General features: G+C 47.6%; 11 protein-coding genes, 3 rRNA genes and 1 riboswitch. Of the genes, 7 read left to right on the top strand and 7 right to left on the bottom strand.

All coding sequences use genetic code 11. The features are described from left to right. Window positions 1–621: 621 nt before the first annotated feature. The 5 genes from RA178_RS04010 (at window position 622) to fusA (ending at window position 10,677) form a co-directional block, all read left to right on the top strand. Window positions 622–2,164 (top strand): 16S ribosomal RNA (locus RA178_RS04010). A gap of 362 nt (window positions 2,165–2,526) precedes the next feature. Then, window positions 2,527–5,428, top strand: a 23S ribosomal RNA gene (locus tag RA178_RS04015). Window positions 5,429–5,618: 190 nt separating this feature from the next. Then, window positions 5,619–5,734, top strand: a 5S ribosomal RNA gene (rrf, locus tag RA178_RS04020). The 16S, 23S and 5S rRNA genes sit together here, the layout of an rRNA operon. Window positions 5,735–6,688: 954 nt before the next feature. Then, complete coding sequence (locus RA178_RS04025; protein WP_306684635.1) at window positions 6,689–8,143, top strand: diguanylate cyclase; 1,455 nt, start codon at window positions 6,689–6,691, stop codon at window positions 8,141–8,143. Between the two features lie 440 nt (window positions 8,144–8,583). Next, window positions 8,584–10,677, top strand: coding sequence for an elongation factor G (fusA, locus tag RA178_RS04030; RefSeq protein WP_105251504.1), 2,094 nt, complete (start codon window positions 8,584–8,586; stop codon window positions 10,675–10,677). A 187-nt stretch (window positions 10,678–10,864) separates the two neighbouring features. Here the strand turns inward: fusA and RA178_RS04035 are convergent, their stop codons facing one another. Further along, a complete protein-coding gene (locus RA178_RS04035; RefSeq protein ID WP_105251505.1) occupies window positions 10,865–11,752 on the bottom strand; it encodes a LysR family transcriptional regulator in 888 nt (295 codons plus the stop codon). 93 nt (window positions 11,753–11,845) lie between these two features. On the opposite strand from RA178_RS04035, the gene RA178_RS04040 reads away from it, so the two are divergent. Then, window positions 11,846–11,998: a hypothetical protein gene (locus tag RA178_RS04040; RefSeq protein WP_081729124.1), complete on the top strand. Its 153-nt coding sequence runs from the start codon at window positions 11,846–11,848 to the stop codon at window positions 11,996–11,998. Between the two features lie 267 nt (window positions 11,999–12,265). Here the strand turns inward: RA178_RS04040 and napB are convergent, their stop codons facing one another. From napB to RA178_RS04070, 6 genes are all read right to left on the bottom strand, one after another. Continuing rightward, the gene (gene napB, locus RA178_RS04045) at window positions 12,266–12,697 is read right to left on the bottom strand and encodes a nitrate reductase cytochrome c-type subunit NapB (RefSeq protein WP_306684638.1); all 432 of its coding nucleotides are present in this window, start codon (window positions 12,695–12,697) and stop codon (window positions 12,266–12,268) included. Continuing rightward, the gene (gene napA / locus RA178_RS04050) at window positions 12,694–15,189 is read right to left on the bottom strand and encodes a nitrate reductase catalytic subunit NapA (RefSeq protein WP_113939719.1); all 2,496 of its coding nucleotides are present in this window, start codon (window positions 15,187–15,189) and stop codon (window positions 12,694–12,696) included. The genes napB and napA overlap by 4 nt, the downstream gene beginning before the upstream one ends. Beyond that, window positions 15,186–15,455, bottom strand: coding sequence for a chaperone NapD (locus tag RA178_RS04055; protein WP_168822470.1), 270 nt, complete (start codon window positions 15,453–15,455; stop codon window positions 15,186–15,188). Before RA178_RS04055 ends, napA begins: the two co-directional genes overlap by 4 nt. A gap of 303 nt (window positions 15,456–15,758) precedes the next feature. After that, the gene (locus tag RA178_RS04060; protein ID WP_306684640.1) at window positions 15,759–16,961 is read right to left on the bottom strand and encodes a lipocalin-like domain-containing protein; all 1,203 of its coding nucleotides are present in this window, start codon (window positions 16,959–16,961) and stop codon (window positions 15,759–15,761) included. Further along, window positions 16,958–19,567: an ABC transporter permease gene (locus RA178_RS04065; RefSeq protein ID WP_306684641.1), complete on the bottom strand. Its 2,610-nt coding sequence runs from the start codon at window positions 19,565–19,567 to the stop codon at window positions 16,958–16,960. Before RA178_RS04065 ends, RA178_RS04060 begins: the two co-directional genes overlap by 4 nt. Then, window positions 19,557–20,231 carry an ABC transporter ATP-binding protein gene (locus RA178_RS04070; protein ID WP_306684643.1) on the bottom strand — a complete coding sequence of 225 codons (675 nt, stop codon included), beginning with the start codon at window positions 20,229–20,231 and terminating at the stop codon, window positions 19,557–19,559. The genes RA178_RS04065 and RA178_RS04070 overlap by 11 nt, the downstream gene beginning before the upstream one ends. 447 nt (window positions 20,232–20,678) lie before the next feature. Further along, a riboswitch (glycine riboswitch) is annotated at window positions 20,679–20,808 on the top strand. Between the two features lie 250 nt (window positions 20,809–21,058). Here RA178_RS04070 and RA178_RS04075 point away from each other — a divergent pair. Continuing rightward, the gene (locus RA178_RS04075) at window positions 21,059–22,417 is read left to right on the top strand and encodes an alanine/glycine:cation symporter family protein (protein WP_263170192.1); all 1,359 of its coding nucleotides are present in this window, start codon (window positions 21,059–21,061) and stop codon (window positions 22,415–22,417) included. The last annotated feature ends 84 nt before the right edge of the window (window positions 22,418–22,501 follow it).

Raw genomic sequence — 22,501 nt, forward strand, 5'->3', positions numbered from 1 at the left:
CGAGAATCAACGGAATCTCCATGCTTTATTCGTAGTATATAGAGGCTCATCAAACCTCATTTTAAGTTGAAACTGAGTCTAAAATGAGCTGTGTGTGGATAACTTTGGGGGTAAGTGGTGGGTATGATGTGACTAGATTAGATAATTAGAATTAACTGCAAATTTCCTTAAAATAGGGGTTGCACAAAATCTCCTGCTGCCTATAATGCGCATCCACTGACACGGCAGACAGCGTTAAGCAGCCTGATGTGACGGTTCATCGATGAGTTTACTGATTGATGAGTGTTGAGAAAGTTTGCAAAACTCCTTGACGCGAAACGGGAAATGCGTAGAATACGCAGCCCTAGCCAACTGGAAGCGTTCGACGCTCAGTGTGGTACTCAAGTTCTCTTACGAATATTGAGTTGCTCTTTAACAAGATAAAACAAGAAATCTGTGTGGGCACTCACAGGTGTTGAGTTAATCGAAACTGCTTAGCCTTCGGGTTGGCAGTCAAAATTTAAATCAATGTAACAATGAGTGTTCATAGTAATATGTACAGTTTGTTTCTGCTTTTAAGTGGAAACAAAAAATCAGAATTCATTGAGCCGCTGAAGTCGCAAGACGGAAGCAACAAAACTTTAATTGAAGAGTTTGATCATGGCTCAGATTGAACGCTGGCGGCAGGCCTAACACATGCAAGTCGAGCGGCAGCACAAGGGAGTTTACTCCTGAGGTGGCGAGCGGCGGACGGGTGAGTAATGCCTAGGGATCTGCCCAGTCGAGGGGGATAACAGTTGGAAACGACTGCTAATACCGCATACGCCCTACGGGGGAAAGGAGGGGACCTTCGGGCCTTCCGCGATTGGATGAACCTAGGTGGGATTAGCTAGTTGGTGAGGTAATGGCTCACCAAGGCGACGATCCCTAGCTGTTCTGAGAGGATGATCAGCCACACTGGGACTGAGACACGGCCCAGACTCCTACGGGAGGCAGCAGTGGGGAATATTGCACAATGGGGGAAACCCTGATGCAGCCATGCCGCGTGTGTGAAGAAGGCCTTCGGGTTGTAAAGCACTTTCAGTAGGGAGGAAAGGGTGTAGTTTAATACGCTATATCTGTGACGTTACCTACAGAAGAAGGACCGGCTAACTCCGTGCCAGCAGCCGCGGTAATACGGAGGGTCCGAGCGTTAATCGGAATTACTGGGCGTAAAGCGTGCGCAGGCGGTTTGTTAAGCGAGATGTGAAAGCCCTGGGCTCAACCTAGGAATAGCATTTCGAACTGGCGAACTAGAGTCTTGTAGAGGGGGGTAGAATTCCAGGTGTAGCGGTGAAATGCGTAGAGATCTGGAGGAATACCGGTGGCGAAGGCGGCCCCCTGGACAAAGACTGACGCTCATGCACGAAAGCGTGGGGAGCAAACAGGATTAGATACCCTGGTAGTCCACGCCGTAAACGATGTCTACTCGGAGTTTGGTGTCTTGAACACTGGGCTCTCAAGCTAACGCATTAAGTAGACCGCCTGGGGAGTACGGCCGCAAGGTTAAAACTCAAATGAATTGACGGGGGCCCGCACAAGCGGTGGAGCATGTGGTTTAATTCGATGCAACGCGAAGAACCTTACCTACTCTTGACATCCACGGAATTCGCTAGAGATAGCTTAGTGCCTTCGGGAACCGTGAGACAGGTGCTGCATGGCTGTCGTCAGCTCGTGTTGTGAAATGTTGGGTTAAGTCCCGCAACGAGCGCAACCCCTATCCTTATTTGCCAGCACGTAATGGTGGGAACTCTAGGGAGACTGCCGGTGATAAACCGGAGGAAGGTGGGGACGACGTCAAGTCATCATGGCCCTTACGAGTAGGGCTACACACGTGCTACAATGGCGAGTACAGAGGGTTGCAAAGCCGCGAGGTGGAGCTAATCTCACAAAGCTCGTCGTAGTCCGGATTGGAGTCTGCAACTCGACTCCATGAAGTCGGAATCGCTAGTAATCGTGGATCAGAATGCCACGGTGAATACGTTCCCGGGCCTTGTACACACCGCCCGTCACACCATGGGAGTGGGCTGCAAAAGAAGTGGGTAGCTTAACCTTCGGGGCGGCGCTCACCACTTTGTGGTTCATGACTGGGGTGAAGTCGTAACAAGGTAGCCCTAGGGGAACCTGGGGCTGGATCACCTCCTTACCTATACGACTAACTTAATGTTTGTTGAGTGTTCACACAGATTGCTTGTTTATCTTCTCTTAGGAGAAGTCAGAGCTAAATGCGCCGCTAGCCGGTACGCATTGTTCTTTAACAATTTGGAAAGCTGATAGTATTTAATTGCATGAGTCTGTCATGTGATTAATTACAAAACGTTTAATGCGAAAGCATTGAACATGAGTTCTCAAACACTTTATTAAGTGTCTTGAATATTCAATAGTAAATTATTCTTTGCTGAATAGTTTACGTCTAAGGCGCGTCCACTTCTTTGGTCAGAAGTGAGACAAGTAAAACCAAGCTGGTCGCAATGCGACGCAGATGAGTGAAACTCATTTGGGTTGTATGGTTAAGCGACTAAGCGTATACGGTGGATGCCTTGGCAGTCAGAGGCGATGAAGGACGTAGTAACTTGCGAAAAGCGTTGGCGAGCTAGTAACAAGCATTTGAGCTAACGATGTCCGAATGGGGGAACCCAGCAGCATAAGCTGTTATCGCAACATGAATACATAGTGTTGCGAGGCGAACGAGGGGAACTGAAACATCTAAGTACCCTTAGGAAAAGAAATCAACCGAGATTCCCCTAGTAGCGGCGAGCGAACGGGGATTAGCCCTTAAGTCAGTGGGGTGTTAGTGGAATGCGTTGAAAGCGCAGCGGCACAGGGTGATAGCCCCGTACATGAAAACTAACCATTGATGAAAACGAGTAAGGCGGGACACGTGACATCCTGTTTGAATATGGGGGGACCATCCTCCAAGGCTAAATACTCCTGACTGACCGATAGTGAACCAGTACCGTGAGGGAAAGGCGAAAAGAACCCCTGTGAGGGGAGTGAAATAGAACCTGAAACCGTATACGTACAAGCAGTGGGAGCGGTTCTTGAGACCGTGACTGCGTACCTTTTGTATAATGGGTCAGCGACTTACATTTTGTAGCGAGGTTAAGCGAATAGCGGAGCCGTAGGGAAACCGAGTGTTAACTGCGCGTTTAGTTGCAAGGTGTAGACCCGAAACCCGGTGATCTAGCCATGGGCAGGTTGAAGGTTGAGTAACATCAACTGGAGGACCGAACCGACTAATGTTGAAAAATTAGCGGATGACTTGTGGCTGGGGGTGAAAGGCCAATCAAACCGGGAGATATCTGGTTCTCCTCGAAAGCTATTTAGGTAGCGCCTCGAGCGAATACCATTGGGGGTAGAGCACTGTTAAGGCTAGGGGGTCATCCCGACTTACCAACCCTTTGCAAACTCCGAATACCAATGAGTACTACTCGGGAGACAGACGGCGGGTGCTAACGTCCGTCGTCAAAAGGGAAACAACCCAGACCGTCAGCTAAGGTCCCAAAGTACTAGCTAAGTGGGAAACGATGTGGGAAGGCTTAGACAGCTAGGATGTTGGCTTAGAAGCAGCCATCATTTAAAGAAAGCGTAATAGCTCACTAGTCGAGTCGGCCTGCGCGGAAGATGTAACGGGGCTAAGCTAGTCACCGAAGCTACGGGTGCACAGTTTACTGTGCGCGGTAGAGGAGCGTTCTGTAAGCCGTTGAAGGTGAAGGGGTAACCCACGCTGGAGGTATCAGAAGTGCGAATGCTGACATGAGTAACGATAAAGGGGGTGAAAAACCCCCTCGCCGAAAGACCAAGGGTTCCTGTCCAACGTTAATCGGGGCAGGGTGAGTCGACCCCTAAGGTGAGGCCGAAAGGCGTAATCGATGGGAAACAGATTAATATTTCTGTACTTCCGCTAACTGCGATGGAGAGACGGAGAAGGCTAGGCTAGCGCGGCGTTGGTAGTCCGCGTTTAAGGTGGTAGGTGGTGTTCTTAGGCAAATCCGGGGACACGTACTTTAATGTACACACTGAGAGCTGATGACGAGGTCCTAAGGGACTGAAGTAGTTGATGCCATGCTTCCAGGAAAATCTTCTAAGCTTCAGGTTAGCGGGAATCGTACCCCAAACCGACACAGGTGGTCGGGTAGAGAATACCAAGGCGCTTGAGAGAACTCGGCTGAAGGAACTAGGCAAAATGGTACCGTAACTTCGGGAGAAGGTACGCTCCTGTTGGTGATGAGACTTGCTCTCTAAGCTGACGGGAGTCGCAGATACCAGGTGGCTGCAACTGTTTATCAAAAACACAGCACTGTGCAAACTCGCAAGAGGAAGTATACGGTGTGACGCCTGCCCGGTGCCGGAAGGTTAATTGATTGGGTTATCGCAAGAGAAGCTCATGATCGAAGCCCCGGTAAACGGCGGCCGTAACTATAACGGTCCTAAGGTAGCGAAATTCCTTGTCGGGTAAGTTCCGACCTGCACGAATGGCGTAATGATGGCCACGCTGTCTCCAGCCGAGACTCAGTGAAGTTGAAATTGCGGTGAAGATGCCGTATACCCGCGGCTAGACGGAAAGACCCCGTGAACCTTTACTATAGCTTGGCACTGAACATTGAACCTACATGTGTAGGATAGGTGGGAGACTATGAAGTTGTGACGCTAGTCATGATGGAGTCGTCCTTGAAATACCACCCTTGTAGTTTTGATGTTCTAACCTAGGTCCCTTATCGGGATTAGGGACAGTGCCTGGTGGGTAGTTTGACTGGGGCGGTCTCCTCCCAAAGAGTAACGGAGGAGCACGAAGGTTGGCTAAGTACGGTCGGACATCGTACGGTTAGTGCAATGGCATAAGCCAGCTTAACTGCGAGACATACACGTCGAGCAGGTACGAAAGTAGGTCATAGTGATCCGGTGGTTCTGAATGGAAGGGCCATCGCTCAACGGATAAAAGGTACTCCGGGGATAACAGGCTGATACCGCCCAAGAGTTCATATCGACGGCGGTGTTTGGCACCTCGATGTCGGCTCATCACATCCTGGGGCTGAAGTCGGTCCCAAGGGTATGGCTGTTCGCCATTTAAAGTGGTACGCGAGCTGGGTTCAGAACGTCGTGAGACAGTTCGGTCCCTATCTGCCGTGGGCGTTGGATGATTGAAGGGAGCTGCTCCTAGTACGAGAGGACCGGAGTGGACGAACCGCTGGTGTTCGGGTTGTCATGCCAATGGCATTGCCCGGTAGCTACGTTCGGAATCGATAACCGCTGAAAGCATCTAAGCGGGAAGCGAGCCCTAAGATGAGTCATCCCTAGGAATTTAATTCCTCTAAAGAGCCGTTCGAGACTAGGACGTTGATAGGCATGGTGTGTAAGCGTTGTGAGGCGTTGAGCTAACATGTACTAATGACTCGAGAGGCTTAACCATACAACCCAGATGGGTTTTACTGAAAATGTTCCAGACATTTTCTAGCACTTCCTCCTTCCATGGAGGTCGTACGAAAAGCCTTAGACAGAATATCGACACTTAATGAAGTGTGAACTCAAACAAAGCAAATCAGCTTTCCGAATTATTATTAACGTGGTCCAGAGATGGACACGGTAATAAACAGAATTTGCTTGGTGACAATAGCCTTGTGGAACCACCTGATCCCATCCCGAACTCAGAAGTGAAACGCAAACGCGCCGATGGTAGTGTGGGGTCTCCCCATGTGAGAGTAGGTCATCGCCAAGCATCCAAATAAACACCAAAGCCCTAGCCTAAACCGCTAGGGCTTTGGTGTTTATACGCTTCGCAAAAACTTATCTCGATGTCGGTCAATAAATATTCCTCCAATATTGACACTTCCACCATCCATGGCGGTCGCCCGCCGCTAAGCGGACTCCCCGGCTACGAAGACAAGCTTCTTCGCGTTCAATCATGGCTAAATACTCCGTATTTATAGCGCCATGATTTCACCCCCATGTGAGAGTAGGTCATCGCCAAGCGCCTAATTATCTCATTGAGATGCAAAAAAGCCAGCTGAATAAGCTGGCTTTTTTGCATTCGCAATTTGTTAAATCCAGCCTAGTGTCTATTCAATTAGTCTGTTTTCCTCCTATTTTTCTCTCGATAATCCCTTTTTACCTTCCACGACACCAATAATTGCACCATTTGGCTTTATATCAATTCTATTAATATCCGCTACAACTGTTCTATCAGATTCAGTTCCGGAGAATAAGGCGGCAGCTTTATCTCAGATTATAAAATCTTCTGCCATCTTTGCTTGATGCCCCCGCACAGTCCATCATGATCACGGTATAGCGGCCAAAGAACGTAGCTGTAGAAGTTAATGTGAGGTGCCGCTCCATATAATCGCAGTTTGCAAAAGGCACTATGATGGCTTTGGATGGCGAGTAAGGTTGGTTATTTAGGATAGCCCTGATGATGAAGCAATAAATATTGGCTTTTTTAAATGTGATACCAAATTCAGACTGAGTGAACTTAGGACTGAGTGAACTTAGCAACGTTCTTTCCCATCAACTGATTACCTTATGGAGATAAGTTTTGCTGATGTACGAAGGCGTTAAGACACAATGGGCAAACGAGCGTTTCGTATAAGCAATGATGGGAATTGGTATTGTGTGGTTTTCACGTATACACTTTTTACATTCCCCATCTAGCATCAGCTTTTAGGTTGAAATTTCAATGGAATTGCGTGGCTTATTGAGGTTATTGTCGCTATTGCTGTGTATGCCATTACTGGTGAATGCTGATCGTTTCATGGTGTCTAGTACTAAACTTGCGGATCAAGATGTTAGCGCCAAGTCTGCTGTGATAGTCCGTTATTGCGTTGATCCTGATTGGTTGCCCTATGAAGGAATACGAGAAGGTAAGCATCTGGGGATTTCATCGGACTATATTCGTCATGTTGAGTCACATTCTTCCCTTAAGTTTCAGCTAGTGCCGACATCTTCTTGGACCGAAACTCTATCTTTTTTGCAAAGTGGTCAGTGCGATTTAACCCCTATGTTGAATAAAACGCTAATACGCGAGACTTATCTGCACTTCAGTGATGTCTATTTCCGCTCACCCAATGTGCTCGTTTCACTTAAAGAACAGCCTTTTCTGCAAGGATTGGAGAATATCAATACGCGTATTTTAGCCGTGCCCAAAGGTTATCGTTTAGCCGAGTATATTCAGCATTATTATCCTCAGATAGAGATGCTTACTGTTGCCAGTGAACCTGCGGGATTGCAGTCGGTTCTGGATAAACGTGCAGATCTGTTTGTTGGATCAATGTTTTCGGTTAACGCTTACATTCAACAAATGGGATTTGATCATTTAAAAATTGCGGGTTGGGGCGGGCCGGAAGATGAGTTACGGATGGGGGTCGCTTATGGTCAAGAGTCCTTGCTACCTGTGATAAATAAAGCCTTAAACACTGTGAGTGAGCAAGAGCGGATCACGATTTATCAGAAGTGGAATAATGTGACTGTGATAGATGAGACTAACTATTCGCTTGTGTATCAAATTATCTGCGCGACGTGTCTGTTGCTCCTAATGTTGGGGGCGAGAACTTACTTTATGAGTCAATATAATCGAAGATTAACCGATAAGAATAAGCAGTTGGAAACTTTACGCGAACAGCTTGAAGCGTCAAATGCCGAACTCGAATTTTTATCTACCCACGACCCCTTAACTAAATTGTATAACCGACATTACTTTAATCGCTTTTTTATTAATAACGAGCAGCATGATATATCTGTTGGGGCAGGCATGTGCCTTGTAATGATTGATATCGACTACTTTAAAGAGATTAATGATACGCTAGGGCATAACGTCGGCGATCGCATTCTTGAGCAAGTGTCACAGGTATTACAGCACTGTGTGCGTGATTCTGATGTGGTCGCACGTTGGGGTGGCGAAGAATTTGTGATCCTCTGCCAACAGTCATCATTGCCATTAGTTGAAAGCTTGTGTGTGCGGATTGCGCAGAGGATTAACAATTATCAATTTACTGACAATGTTCACTTAACTTGTAGTTTTGGTATCGCTAAGCTCGCAGAAAACGAACCTATACAATTGTGTTTTGAGCGGGCAGATCGAGCCCTTTATCGTGCTAAAGCACAAGGGCGTAATCAAATGTGCATCGACACGTAAGGGTTTACTCAAGACTGATTTGTGGTTATTTGGCTAAAAGACTGCGATTGAAGTGAGTCGCGGATGTCATCTCTATTTTGGAGATAGGTATAACATGATTGTTCTAGCATCCATGCTTGCAGGTTAATGTTTGATGTTTGTACTGACGATATGATAGAAATCCCTTAAAAATCGCCTTATCCCATTAAAATGAGGTTTATTTAACGGTTTTTATTGATTGAGTGAAAAATAAGCTAAAGTGTTTTACTTATCTGTTTTAGTTCGTGTTTATGGCTATTTATCTAAATTATTACGCGACTTTATCGTGAAAAAGTACTCTAGCCATTTGCGCCGAGCAGGGTTCCAATTTACAATATGCGCCTAAAATAATCTGATGTGCGGTGTGTCGGTGTTTGTCGCATACTCCGTCTACTTCTTAAACTACTCATTAAAGTTGAATCATGACCGAATTATCCAAATACAGAAACATTGGTATCTTCGCTCACGTTGACGCGGGTAAAACCACGACCACCGAGCGTATCCTTAAGCTAACCGGTAAAATCCATAAAATCGGTGAAGTTCACGATGGTGAATCTACCACTGACTTCATGGTACAGGAAGCTGAGCGCGGTATTACTATTCAGTCCGCTGCTGTAAGTTGCTTCTGGAAAGATCACCGTTTCAACGTTATCGACACCCCAGGACACGTTGACTTCACCGTTGAAGTTTATCGTTCTCTGAAAGTGCTTGATGGCGGTATCGGTGTATTCTGTGGTTCAGGCGGTGTTGAGCCTCAATCAGAAACTAACTGGCGCTATGCGAACGAATCTGAAGTTGCGCGTATTATCTTCGTAAACAAGTTAGACCGTATGGGTGCTGACTTCTTACGCGTTGTTAAGCAAACTAAAGACGTATTAGCTGCAACTCCACTGGTTATGGTTCTGCCAATCGGTGTTGAAGACGAATTCACTGGTGTTGTTGACCTATTAACTCGTAAAGCATACGTGTGGGATGATTCTGGTATTCCAGAAAACTTCGAAGTATTAGACGTTCCTGCTGATATGGTTGACATGGTTGAAGAATACCGTGAAATGCTGATCGAAACTGCAGTAGAACAAGACGATGCAGTGATGGAAGCGTACATGGAAGGCGAAGAGCCATCTATCGAAGACATCAAGCGTTGTATTCGTACTGGTACTCGCAAACTGGCATTCTTCCCAACATACTGTGGTTCTGCGTTTAAGAACAAAGGTATGCAACTGGTTCTTGATGCTGTTGTTGATTATTTACCAGCACCAGACGAAGTTGATCCACAACCATTGACTGACGAAGAAGGCAACGAAACTGGCGAATTCGCTATCGTTTCTGCTGATGAGCCATTAAAAGCGTTAGCGTTCAAAATCATGGATGACCGTTTCGGTGCCCTGACTTTCGTACGTATCTACTCAGGCCGTCTGAAGAAGGGTGATACCATCCTGAACAGCGCGACTGGCAAAACTGAACGTATCGGCCGTATGTGTGAAATGTACGCTGATGACCGTATTGAAATTGAATCAGCTCAAGCTGGCGACATTATCGCTATCGTGGGTATGAAGAACGTTCAAACTGGTCACACTTTATGTGACGTGAAACACCCAGTTACCTTAGAAGCTATGGTGTTCCCTGAGCCAGTTATCTCTATCGCAGTAGCGCCAAAAGATAAAGGCGGTTCTGAGAAAATGGGTATCGCTATCGGTAAGATGATCGCTGAAGATCCATCATTCCGCGTAGAAACTGACGAAGATTCAGGTGAAACCATCCTTAAAGGTATGGGCGAACTTCACTTAGATATCAAAGTAGACATTCTGAAGCGTACTTATGGTGTTGAATTGATCGTAGGTGAGCCACAAGTTGCTTACCGTGAAACCATTACTCAAATGGTTGAAGATCAATACACTCACAAGAAACAATCAGGTGGTTCTGGTCAATTCGGTAAGATCGAATATATCATCCGCCCAGGTGAGCCAAACACTGGTTTCGTGTTCAAATCTTCAGTTGTTGGTGGTAGCGTTCCGAAGGAATTCTGGCCAGCAGTTGAGAAAGGTTTCGCGAGCATGATGAACACAGGTACTATCGCTGGCTTCCCAGTGTTAGACGTTGAGTTCGAATTAACTGACGGTGCATTCCACGCAGTTGACTCATCAGCAATCGCGTTCGAAATCGCTGCTAAAGGCGCTTTCCGTCAGTCTATCGCTAAAGCTAAACCACAACTTCTTGAGCCAATCATGAAAGTTGACGTGTTCAGCCCAGATGACAACGTGGGTGATGTGATCGGTGACTTAAACCGTCGTCGCGGCATGATCAAAGACCAAGTTGCTGGTGTAACAGGTGTTCGCGTTAAAGCTGACGTACCGTTATCAGAAATGTTCGGTTATATCGGTACTTTACGTACAATGACTTCTGGTCGTGGTCAGTTCTCTATGGAGTTCTCACACTACAGCCAATGTCCAGCTAGCGTAGCTGAGAAAGTTGTTGCTCAAGTTAAAGAACGTAAGGCTGCTGAAGCTAAGAAGTAATTCTTAACTTATTTTGGCTAATATTTAGTTAGCTAATAAAAACCGCTGTCGGCCTCTAGGCTCGCAGCGGTTTTTTTATGCGCGAGATCCAACTGTAATTACCCGCTACGGCTGACGAAGTTTCGTATCTCTTTGTTTAAAGTCAGTATCCCGTTGTTTAAAAAATGTCAGTTCTCGCTTTATTTTCTCAGCGTTCAGTTTTTTGTTTACTCAATTCGAGCAAGGCCTTGGCCGCCGGTGTTAAAGGTAAACTTTGGCGCCAAATAAGCGCCAGATCCCATGTCATTGCGGGCTGCATAGGTTTAAAGACCAGTTTACTGGTGCTTAATCGATTGCAGATAGGCTCAGGTAAAATAGCGACGCCCATATCGGCTTCGACCATGGCGGCAAGGAAATCCCACTGGCCGCTGCGAAAGGCTATATTGAGTTGAACACCTGCTTTGCGACTGAGGCGATTAATCAGTTTAGCGAGGGAGAAGTCTTCGTTATAGAGGATAAAAGGATAGGGCTGGAAGTCCTGCCATTTTAAGTGGTCTTTCTCGGCTAGGGGATGTCCCTCGGGCAGGCATGCGAGTAAAGGGTACTTAGTCAGGGGTTGGTTGACGAGTTCTGTCTCATGGGTCGTGGGTAGCGCGGTAAAGGCGATATCGAGACTGTTATTGAGCAATGCTTGTTCGCAGCCGAATCCACCGTACTCATACATGTGTAGTTCAACTCCCGGATAACGCTTACGATAGCTAGTGAGCAAACCAATAATAAGACTGCTCATCATAGGACATACACCCAGTCGCAACCGCCCCGATTTGAGACCGCTAAGGTTACTCATGTCCTCCTGCAGTCTATGCCATTGGCCGAGGATTTCCCGTGCACTGTGCTCAAAGAGCTGACCAGCTTGAGTTAACTCAACCTTTTGGTTATTCCGGATCAGCAAGGTTTCACCAAGGCTTTCTTCAAGTCTCTGGATTATTTTGCTTAGTGTCGGCTGGGTGATAAAACATTTCTGCGCGGCGCGGGTAAAGTTTTCAGTTTCCACTAAGGTCAGAAAACACTGTAAGGTCTTGATTGGGATGTTCATGCTCAAATGGAATCCATATTATGGAATTTATTCATTTTACTAATGATAGCCTAAGTATTACTTTGACCTTGTTAACAAAACAGGGGAATACCGATGAAATCAAGTTCAAGTCTGTGGGTAGGTGCTTTGTGGCAGGCGGCTATGCCTGTGGCAAAAGATGTGCAAAACGCTAAAGCGGCGCAAGTAACTAAAACGGCTCCAGCGGGTGATTTGCATAAAGCAAAACAACAAGTAAACCCAGCCTAGGCTGGGTTTTTACTTTTCTGTGTTTTAGATTCTGCTCTTATTTTTATTTCCCTCGATTCTCACTTTGCCTTTTTAACTTCTGCTCAATCCCTTCCTTGGTGAAAGCACTGTTCAGCAACGGACGCTGAACCAGCGATAGACGTTTAGTCTTATATTTACTTGAATACTCATTACTGGCTCTAAGCTAACTCATTAGGATAGGACGCTTAAATAGCAAAAAGCCACCCTAATCAATTCGGGTGGCTTGGCTTTGCAGGGGATGGAGATTTACTTGCCGGAGAACTGATTCTCGACGAGTGGTTGCTTGTTTTCGGCCTGAGCGACATGGCATTGAGTACAGGCATAGTTATGTCCGTTAACTGTGCCTTTATCATCAATCACGTGGGACTTAGCTACTGGTGTGGCTTTCATGCGTTTTGCCTTGTCCCAACTATGGCAGCTTAAACAGCCATTTTTATCTAAGGTGATCTTGTAATCGTCCTTATGTGGGATGAGCGGTGGTTGCTCGCTAAAACTGCGCTCAATGGCGGTGCCGCGATTAGGATAAATCGCCATGGCATCGGCTGGGCGAATGTCGGTGATCGCCATGTTTCCTGCGAGGGATTGAATATTAACTGGTGCTACATTGGTGTCGGTTTGCTGACCTGAACAGCCGGTAATGGCGACGAGTAACGCAGTTAAGGTGAGTATTTTTCTCATTGGTTATTCTCCGCCTTGAAGACTTTCACTGGGCATTTTTTAAAGTCAGTTTCTTTTGACAGGGGATCGGTCGCATCCAATATCAGTTTGTTGACTAACTGGCGCGCATCGAAGAAAGGCATAAATACTACGCCGCGTGGCGGTTTGTTACGGCCTTTGGTTTCAACTCGGGTTTTCACTTCTCCGCGCGGTGAGGCCACTATGACTTCGTCACCACGTTGTACGCCGCGAGCTTTCGCATCTTCTGGATGCATGAAAATCTGCGCGTCGGGGTAGGCACGGTAAAGTTCGGGTACGCGGGCTGTCATCGAGCCCGTGTGCCAATGCTCCAGCACGCGGCCAGTCGACATCCACAAATCGTATTCTTCATTCGGCTCTTCGGCGGCGGGCTCATAGGGCAGGGCGAAAATCACCGCTTTGCCATCTGGCTTGCCATAGAATTTAAAGCCTTCACCCGCTTTGACATAAGGATCGCTCCCCTCAACGAAACGACGCAGCGTTTCTTTGCCATTAACGACTGGCCAGCGTAGGCCGCGGGTTTCGTGGTAACGGTCAAAGTCGGCTAAATCATGGCCATGGCCACGACCGAAAGCTGCATATTCTTCGAAAATACCTTTTTGCAGGTAGAAACCGAAGTGTTCGCTCTCATCGTTTAATTCGGCTTTGCAATCGGAAGTTGGGAACTTGTCGATCACGCCATTGGCAAATAGCACTTCATATAAGGTTTTATCCGCGTATTCCGGTTGTTTGGCTATCAGTTCGGCTGGCCAAACTTCGGAGACTTTGAATCGTTTCGAAAATTCGACTAGTTGCCACAGATCTGAGGTTGCTCCTTCTGGAGCTTTTACTTGTTGATGCCACATATGAGTACGGCGCTCGGCGTTGCCGTAAGCTCCTTCTTTTTCAACCCACATTGCCGTTGGCAAAATTAAATCTGCCGCCATAGCTGTGATGGTTGGGTAGGGATCTGAAACTACGATAAAGTTTTCTGGATTACGGAAACCTGGATAGATTTCATCGTTGATGTTGGGGCCTGCCTGCATATTATTGGTACACATGGTCCAGTAACAGTTGAGCTTGCCATCTTTGAGCATACGGCTCTGGAGTACGGCATGGTAGCCAGGTTTGGCGGGAATGGTCCCTTCAGGCACTTGCCATAGCTTTTCGGTAATGGCGCGGTGTTTGTCGTTAGTGACTTCCATATCGGCGGGTAAACGATGGGCGAAAGTACCGACTTCACGTGCAGTACCGCAAGCCGAAGGTTGACCTGTTAATGAGAAAGGACTGTTACCCGGTGTGGCAATTTTTCCCGTGAGCAAATGGATGTTGTAAAGCATGTTGTTCGCCCACACGCCGCGAACGTGTTGGTTAATGCCCATGGTCCACAGACTCATGACTTTAACGTTAGGGTCGGCATAGGCTTTGGCTAAAATCTCCAGCTTCTCTGGCTCGACGCCACTCATCTTGGCGGCATATTCCAGCGTATAAGTGCTGACAAACTTGGCATACTCGTCAAAGCTAATGGGCGTGGATTTACCATTGCCTGGATTTTTGGCTTTTTTCTCTAATGGATGTTCTGGACGCAGGCCATAGCCGATATCATCTACCCCAAGGGCAAACTTAGTGTGTTTGGTAACAAAGTCGGTATTAACGGCTTTATTTTCAATAATGTAATTGGCGATATAGTTGAGGATCACTAAGTCCGACTGTGGGCGGAACACCATAGGGTTATCGGCCAAATCGAAGCTGCGATTCTCAAAGGTCGACAGCACATGCACTCGGCACGTTGGACTGCTTAAACGTCTATCGGATATTCTTGCCCACAGAATTGGGTGCATCTCAGCCATGTTTGCGCCCCAGAGCACAAACTGATCGGCGGCTTCTAAATCGTCATAACAACCCATGGGCTCATCGATACCGAAGGTGCGCATAAAGCCGCCTACGGCTGAGGCCATGCAGTGGCGCGCATTGGGATCTATGTTGTTGGTAAGGAAACCTGCTTTATGAAGTTTAGAGGCGGCATAACCTTCCCAAATAGTCCATTGACCGGAGCCAAACATACCCACTGACGTCGGACCTTTGGTGGCGAGACTGTGTTTCCATTTCGCGGCCATAGTATCGAAAGCCACATCCCAGCTGACTGGGGTGAACTCACCTTCTTTATGGTATTTGCCGTCTTTCATCCGCAGCAATGGCGTGGTTAATCTGTCCTTGCCGTACATGATTTTTGATAGGAAATAACCTTTAATACAGTTAAGGCCACGGTTGACTGGACTTTCAGGATCGCCCTTAGTGGCGACCACTTTGCCCGCTTGGGTGCCCACTAATACGCTACACCCCACACCGCAGAAACGGCAGGGAGCTTTATCCCACTTGATACTGTCAGCTTGTTCAGCGGCTTCGACCATCTTAATGGGAAGTGTGACGCCAACGGCCGTTGCAGCGGCAACCGCTGCGTTGGCCTTGAGAAACTCGCGGCGGCTTATGCTCATAATATTTCCTCACTCTCTTGTACTAAGGGTTCTACTTGGTGGTAAATCAAGCTGGCAGATAACACGCCGGACAGGGCATTGATGGCTTCAATATTGTCAAGAATCGCTCTTTGGCTACTCCCTTCTAGGGTAACGACCAATTTTCCTTCGGGTGTAATTGCATGAATATCGGTACCCACTAATGCGAGGATATTGGCTTCAACCTGCTGTAAGGCTTTAGGCGTGGCATGCACCACAAGGCTGGTGACGTGGTATTCCTGACTCATATGGGATGACCTGTAGTGGCGTAAACTCGGTTGCCTAAGATTAAAAAGGAGGGTAACCGAGTGCTGATACTGGCGAGTCTAGACCTGAAAAAAAATGTGGGTATACCTCACAAGAGGTATTGCAAGCGATAGTAGATCCGGATCAAAGTTTTGCGAGTGATCTAACTCTCAGTTTGAAATTTAAGCGGTGAGTTTATTGCTTAGTCGGGATGATAGAACGCGAATGAGGTAATGACAGTACTGTTAAATAATAGCCCAAATGAGATGGGCTTTTAAGATGCATCTATACCGTCTAAGCGGAACTCAATAGCCCGTAAGTTCCATATAACCTGTACCAATATGGCTGCCAGAGAGTTGCACTGGGCCTTCCCAGTAGGGCGTCGATAATGGCATGGCGCTATTAGGATTGAGCGGGGTGATGGTGAGATCGATATTCTCGCTGGGGATTTTTACCTGCCAGCTAACGGGATAGTCGCCATTGACAGTGTGTTGCCATTTAAGTGGCGTCATCTGAATGTCATTGGGATTGTCGGTGGAATTGATATTGTGCCCTGTGCCATCGGTAAACATTCTTCTGGCGCTATAAAATGCCGAGATAGGCGCATTTTTTGCGGACTCTGCTGGAGACTGATCCCGTAGCTGAAACAACATCAGCGTCGAGCCATCGTTTAACCTGAGCGCGAACCAATCCCAACCCTGTTGCGTTTTAGTGAGAAATTGCGAGCTCCATTCCCTGTCGAGCCAGCCTTGACCTGTGACTTGCTCCACTTTGCCATTACGGTTGATTTCACCTGAGATTTCAATAAAGGGTTGACTGTAATAGTAAGAGGCCACTTGGCCATCGCGACTTTTAAGGCTATAACCGTTCGCGCCTTGGTATTGCAGTGGCGCTTGGCTGTTAAGCTTAAGTTGGTAACTAAAATCAGTATTCTCCACCGTTAATGTGGCGGGAAAGAGTGCATTGGTTTCGCTCTGCCAATGCCAGTTGTCGAGGCGGATTTGATAGGGATCTAATTTTACTTCGGCAAACTCGCTATGACGGCGTGACCATTTTTCGTGGGCGAGGTGAGCATTACTCGAGGTTAATGCGCTATGGGCTAAGTAAAGCTGCTGAGTCGCCCAAGTGGATTCACTTTTGGGCATTGCATCTGTTACTTGCGGAACTGTTGTTTGCAGAGTTGTTTTTTGTGGAGCAGGGGGTTTAAGGGCGACTCTAAACTGCGTCCACTGGGCGCCGAGTTGCTCACCTGTTTCTGTAGTTAAATTGGCGGTCAGATACCACCATTCCTGGCGAAAGTTATTGTGCGCCAAGTGATCTCGCGGAAATTCAAATCTATAGCCGGGAACGACAGGGGTAAAGGCCAAATCATCTTGATTAGTAGAGGTTTTCCCCACCACATTAGCCATCGATTTGGATTGAGTGCTTTGCGTCGATGGCGTTTTATCGCAGCCGCCGATCAGCATTAACCCAACCACTGCCCATACAATACTGAGTGTTTTCATCATAGGGTCTCCTGCTGCAGACTGGCGACCAGTGGTTTGCGAGTTTGCCAATACAGCGGCAAGAGCACGGCTAAGGTGCAGGTGGTTAAGGCAATCAGTATTGCATGGCCGTAAGCTTGCCAATCCCAAATCATTTTTATCGTCCAGCCAAAGGCTTGCAAGGTGATCTTATTAATAAGCAGGTAACCTAACAGCGCGCCCGTTGGCATAGCGAGCAGGCAAGTGATCAGCACCACAATCAGCATTTGCATAAACACCATGCCGCGCAGTGCATTACGACTGACGCCGAGGGAATACAGCCGTGCCAGTGGCGCTTGCCTTGCCTGAGTCAACATTAAGCAGGCACTAAAGAGGCCAATCGCGGCGACAATCAAGGTTAAACTATTCAGCACTAAGGTAATGGAAAAAGTGCGTTTAAACATAGCGATAGCTTGGGTTTTAATCTTAGTTTGGCTGTAGATTTGCGCTTGGGATAAACCTAACTCAGTCGCCAGTTGGACTTGTAGTTGATCAAGCTGCGCTTCACTTATCCTACTGCCTTGCTCTTTACCGTAAAAATTCGCCGCCAAACTGATTGGCAGTACAGGTAATTGTGCCTTTTGCCAGAGTGGCTGGCTGATAATCACCTCATTTCGGGTATTGCCGTGGTCATAATAAATGCCGCCAATAATGGCTTTGCTGCTACCTGTTTTCTCGAGCACATCCAATGACACAGTATCACCAAGGTGTAATTGGTATTTGATGGCAAGAGGTTCGCTCACCAATATAACGGGTGCATTAAAGTAGGATTGCCACAATGTGGGCAGGCTTTCTTTAAGCGCACTGGTGTGCCGAGTCGAAAATTCATCGCGGCTGAGTAGGCTCACCGGAATCGTCTGCTCGCTCGGATTATCCGCCGAAACTGGCAGTGAAAGCTGGGCTTCAATCTGCCACTGCTGATAAAGACCGCTGACTCTAGGATCGTGCATCAATTGGGTTTGAATCGTGTCGATACGCTGGCTCGGTGGGCGGATATAGAGATCGGCATGCAAGCGAGTTTCTAGCCAAGTTCGCAGGGTTTGCTCGAAGCTTCCCACGAGGGTGTTCATTGACACATTGGCACTGAGCGCCAGTAAGATCGCCATCATAGCAAGGGACAGCGGTGCGATAAGCTCACGGGTTTCGGCGAGCAGATATTGCCATAATCCAGGACGTGCCAAGGGCATTAACGCACTGACGCCCCAATGCAATAATTGCGGCAACAATAAGGGAATAGCGATAGCGACGATACCGAGTAACACTAAGCTGATGTTATAGCTTTGGCTGAAGGGAAACAGCAACGCCGCTAAGGTCAATAAGCCACAGGCTAAGGCAAATTGAATGCTATGGGTTTTGCGGTGTGCCTGCATTTGCTGATAACGATTCGCCCCTTGTGCAAGTGCTTGGCGCGTAAGATCTAAATACAAGGGCAAGCAAGCGGCGAGCGCGGCAATTAAGGTGAGGGCAATTGCCTCAAAAAGCCAAGTCCATTGCCAAATACCGGGGAGCAAGTGGGCGCCATACATTTGCTCTAAGGTCATGGCGACCATAGGTTGCAGCCAGTGGCTGAGTTGCAAACCACTGATAAAGCCCAGACTTGAACCTATGACTACTAACAAAATTAATTCGAACATCAGTGCCGTCATCAAGGCGCGGCGCTCGATTCCCTGTTGCAATAATTGCACTAACAGTTTTTGCCGTTTCATTAGGCTGTAGCGCACACCGTTATAGGCGATAAAGAGGCCGACAACGAAGGCTAACATGCTCATAGCATTAAGATTAAGGTGAAAACTGCGGGTCAATGCTATCAGTGCTTGGCCTTGATCCTGTTGGCTAAAGCTGGCCTTCTGGGGCGTAATCCCTAAAGCGTCGAGTTGGGATTTTAGTTTAGGTAGGTTTTCTCGCTCACTGAACATGGCGATATAGCTCAATCTGCCTTGCATGTTTAGTAATCGCTGGGCAAGGGACATATCGGCCAAGATGGCGCTGCCGAGACCAAAACTGTCATCAATTGCAATGACATCTAAGGTGCTATTTTCTAAAACAAGTTTACCGTCGGGTGCCACTTTGGCAGTTAGGCTGCGGCTCATTATTACTGTGGCTGCGCCGCTGAGGAGATCGGCAAGCGGTAAGCCATTCATCTGTGGCGAGGTGGCTGATTGTGTGTCGGTCGAGGCGTTACTTCTCGATTTTTGTAGTGTTAATGCAGCGATCAAATCGCTGCCTTCCAGTTGCCAGAACTGACCGTTTTTACTGGAGATTTTGCCACTTACGACGGCGAGACTCTGACTTAATCCGGCTCGTCTCAAGGCGAAATAGACAGATTCATCTAAAGTGTTTTGTCCAAGGGGCGGCGTGAGTAGCACATCGGCGCGTTGGCTCAAAAGCTCAGTCGCCTCGCTATAGCTGCGCACGGCATTGTCGTTGGTTGCCTTGACTCCAATGAGCAGAGTCACAGCTAAGGCGATACCGAGCAGAATGGCACCTGCTTGTATGGGCGCATGGCGATAATGGGCGATAAAAACCTTTAGGCTGAGCCACGTCAGCCTAAGCCCCGAGGGCGTCGCCTTAGTGAGCAGTTTATTGTTCATAGATAGCGACTGCACCTTGGGATAAATGCCAACGTTTTTGCATGAAGGCGGCGCATTCTTCGCTGTGGGTGACCATCAAGATACTAGTTTGGCTTTCCCGTGCCAGTTCACACAGTAGTGCCATCACTTGTTTGCCTGACACATCATCTAAGTTACCCGTAGGTTCGTCGGCCAGTAGCAAGGTCGGTTTATGGGCTAAGGCGCGGGCGATGGCGACACGCTGTTGTTGACCGCCTGAAAGTGCTTCAACTTGCCGATGAAGTAGTGGCATCAGCCCAAGTTTTTCAACCAGATAGTCACACCAAGGCGACCATGGCTGCGCGGTTAAACTTAAGGAGAAGGCGATATTGTCTTTCACGTTGAGTGGCGTGAGTAAGTTAAATTGCTGAAACACGACACCTAAGGAATTACGTCTGAAACGGCTCCAATCTTTGTCTTGCCAAGTTGAGGTGGACGCTTGTTCTAGCAAGATTTCACCCGAGTCTGGCGTTTCAAAGCCGGCGATCAGGTTGAGTAAGGTGCTTTTGCCGCTGCCGCTGTGACCTGTAAGCGCCACGGTTTCACCTCTGTGGATCTGTAGATTAACCGCTTGCAGTACTTGATGATATTGCTCACCATCGCGAAAGCCTTTGGTGACTTGGTTAAGCTTAGCGACGTCGGCCATTGAGCAACTCCTTTATATCCATTGGCGGCGGGTGTGGTAAGCAGTGTTTCAAATTGCGGCGGCAACTTACTTAGTGGCCGCAATTTAGCATTGCCATTCTATGTTCAAGATAAAGCATTTTCTATTCAGATAGATACTGATTTTTCTTGTAATAGGATCATCCACGGAGTAACAAAACATAAATCGTCATTTGGTGTAAAAATAGTCAACTGGATTAAATCCTCCGCGAACTGTGAGCAAACGGCTTGAGCTGACGCTGCATTTGTTGCATTCTGTGCGTCCTGTTAGCTTGGGAGTAAATCTCAATCTAGCAATCCGTTCGGATGAAGGTAGCAGGAGAGTGGGGAATTGACCCCACACCGACGAGGCAACTTTGGTTTTACAGAAGCGAGTCTTCTTATAAAAACAAAGCACTCTTTCAGGTGCCGATAGGCGTGGACTGTTACTGGACGAGCCTCTGGAGAGACTACCAGTTGCACTCATTGTGCAATCAGGTGGCGCCGAAGGCGAAAGTGTCGTGGTGTTATTGTATAACCTGCGACGCGAAACGCTCAGGCAAAAGGACAGAGGAGAGGATGACTGCACAGTCCCTGTCGTTTGTCGTCGTGGGCTATTTTTACTCTTTTGCTTGAGATGGAGCACTTTTGCTCTTATTGAAAGCACTCGTGTAGAGCTCTCGCTTGCTACGCTTTTAGCGTTCAGCTTAGGCGATTCTCGGCCGAGATTAGGTCAAAATAGTTCGCTATAGCGTCCGACTGCGGCGCGTCACAGCCATTTCTTTTCCTCCTCCGTTTATTAATTTTGTTGTTTAATATTCGAGGAATATCATGAGTTTTCAAGCTTTACTTGCCAGTATTAATGGCATCGTCTGGGGCCCAATTACCCTTTGTTTGCTGGTGGGTACAGGGGTTTACCTCACTGTGCGTCTCAAGCTTATCCAAGTATTTCGTCTGCCGATGGCGATGGGATTGTTGTTTAAACCCGCCAAAGGTCATGGGGATTTATCTTCCTTTGCCGCGCTTTGTACGGCGCTGTCCGCCACTATCGGTACCGGTAATATTGTCGGCGTGGCGACGGCAATAAAAATGGGCGGGCCAGGGGCGTTATTTTGGATGTGGTTGGCGGCATTTTTCGGCATGGCGACTAAATATGCTGAATGTATGTTGGCGGTAAAGTACCGTACCACCGATGCTCGTGGGCAGATTGCGGGTGGCCCTATGTATTATATCGAGCACGGCCTTGGTCTACCTTGGATGGCGAAATTGTTTGCTCTCTTTGGGGTTGGTGTGGCCTTTTTCGGTATCGGTACTTTTGCACAGGTTAACGCCATCAGCGATGCACTGACTATTGCCTTTGAGGTGCCGACTTGGTTGACCGCGACCGTGTTGACTGTGTTAGTTGCTGCAGTCACTTTGGGTGGCGTAAAGCGCATTTCAAATGTGGCGCAAAAACTTGTGCCTGCGATGTCGATTGGTTATGTGCTGGCCTGCGTGTGGATCTTAGTCGGATTTTCTGAGCAGATTTTACCCGCCTTAGCTTTAGTGATTGAATCTGCCTTTACGCCACTCTCGGCAGCGGGAGGATTTTTAGGGGCAACAGTCGCACAGGCTATTCAAATCGGTATTGCCCGAGGTGTGTTCTCGAACGAATCTGGCCTTGGTAGTGCACCCATTGCCGCCGCTGCCGCTAAGACCAATGAACCCGTTGAGCAAGGTCTCGTCAGCATGACGGGTACTTTCTTCGATACCATCATCATTTGCACTATGACGGGGTTAGTGCTGATCATCACTGGGGTATGGAGTGGTGAGACGGCGGGTGCCGCGATGACGAGTGCTGCTTTTGCTCTGGGAGGTTCAGCGCTTGTGGGTCAGTATTTGGTGACGATTGCGCTAGTGTGTTTTGCGTTTACCACGATTTTGGGCTGGCATTATTATGGTGAACGCTGTTGGTATTACTTAGTCGGTGAGCGCGGGCTACGCATGTATCAAGTGGTGTTTTTGGTGCTGATTGCCGGTGGTGCTTTTATCAAACTGGATGTGATTTGGTTGTTGGCCGATACGGTTAATGGTTTGATGGCGATCCCTAACTTGATCGCCATTGTGGGCTTGAGGCATATCATTATCGCCGAAACCCAAAGTTATTTTGCTCGTATCTTACCTAATCAAACCTTAGAGACGGCTTCTTAGAGACGGCTTATTAGTATTGTTAAAACAATAAATTACTTCACATTATTTTAACTTTGACATTGTCGCCACTAAATTCTTCGTTTA

Source organism: Shewanella oncorhynchi (assembly GCF_030848765.1).
GTDB classification, from domain to species: domain Bacteria; phylum Pseudomonadota; class Gammaproteobacteria; order Enterobacterales; family Shewanellaceae; genus Shewanella; species Shewanella oncorhynchi.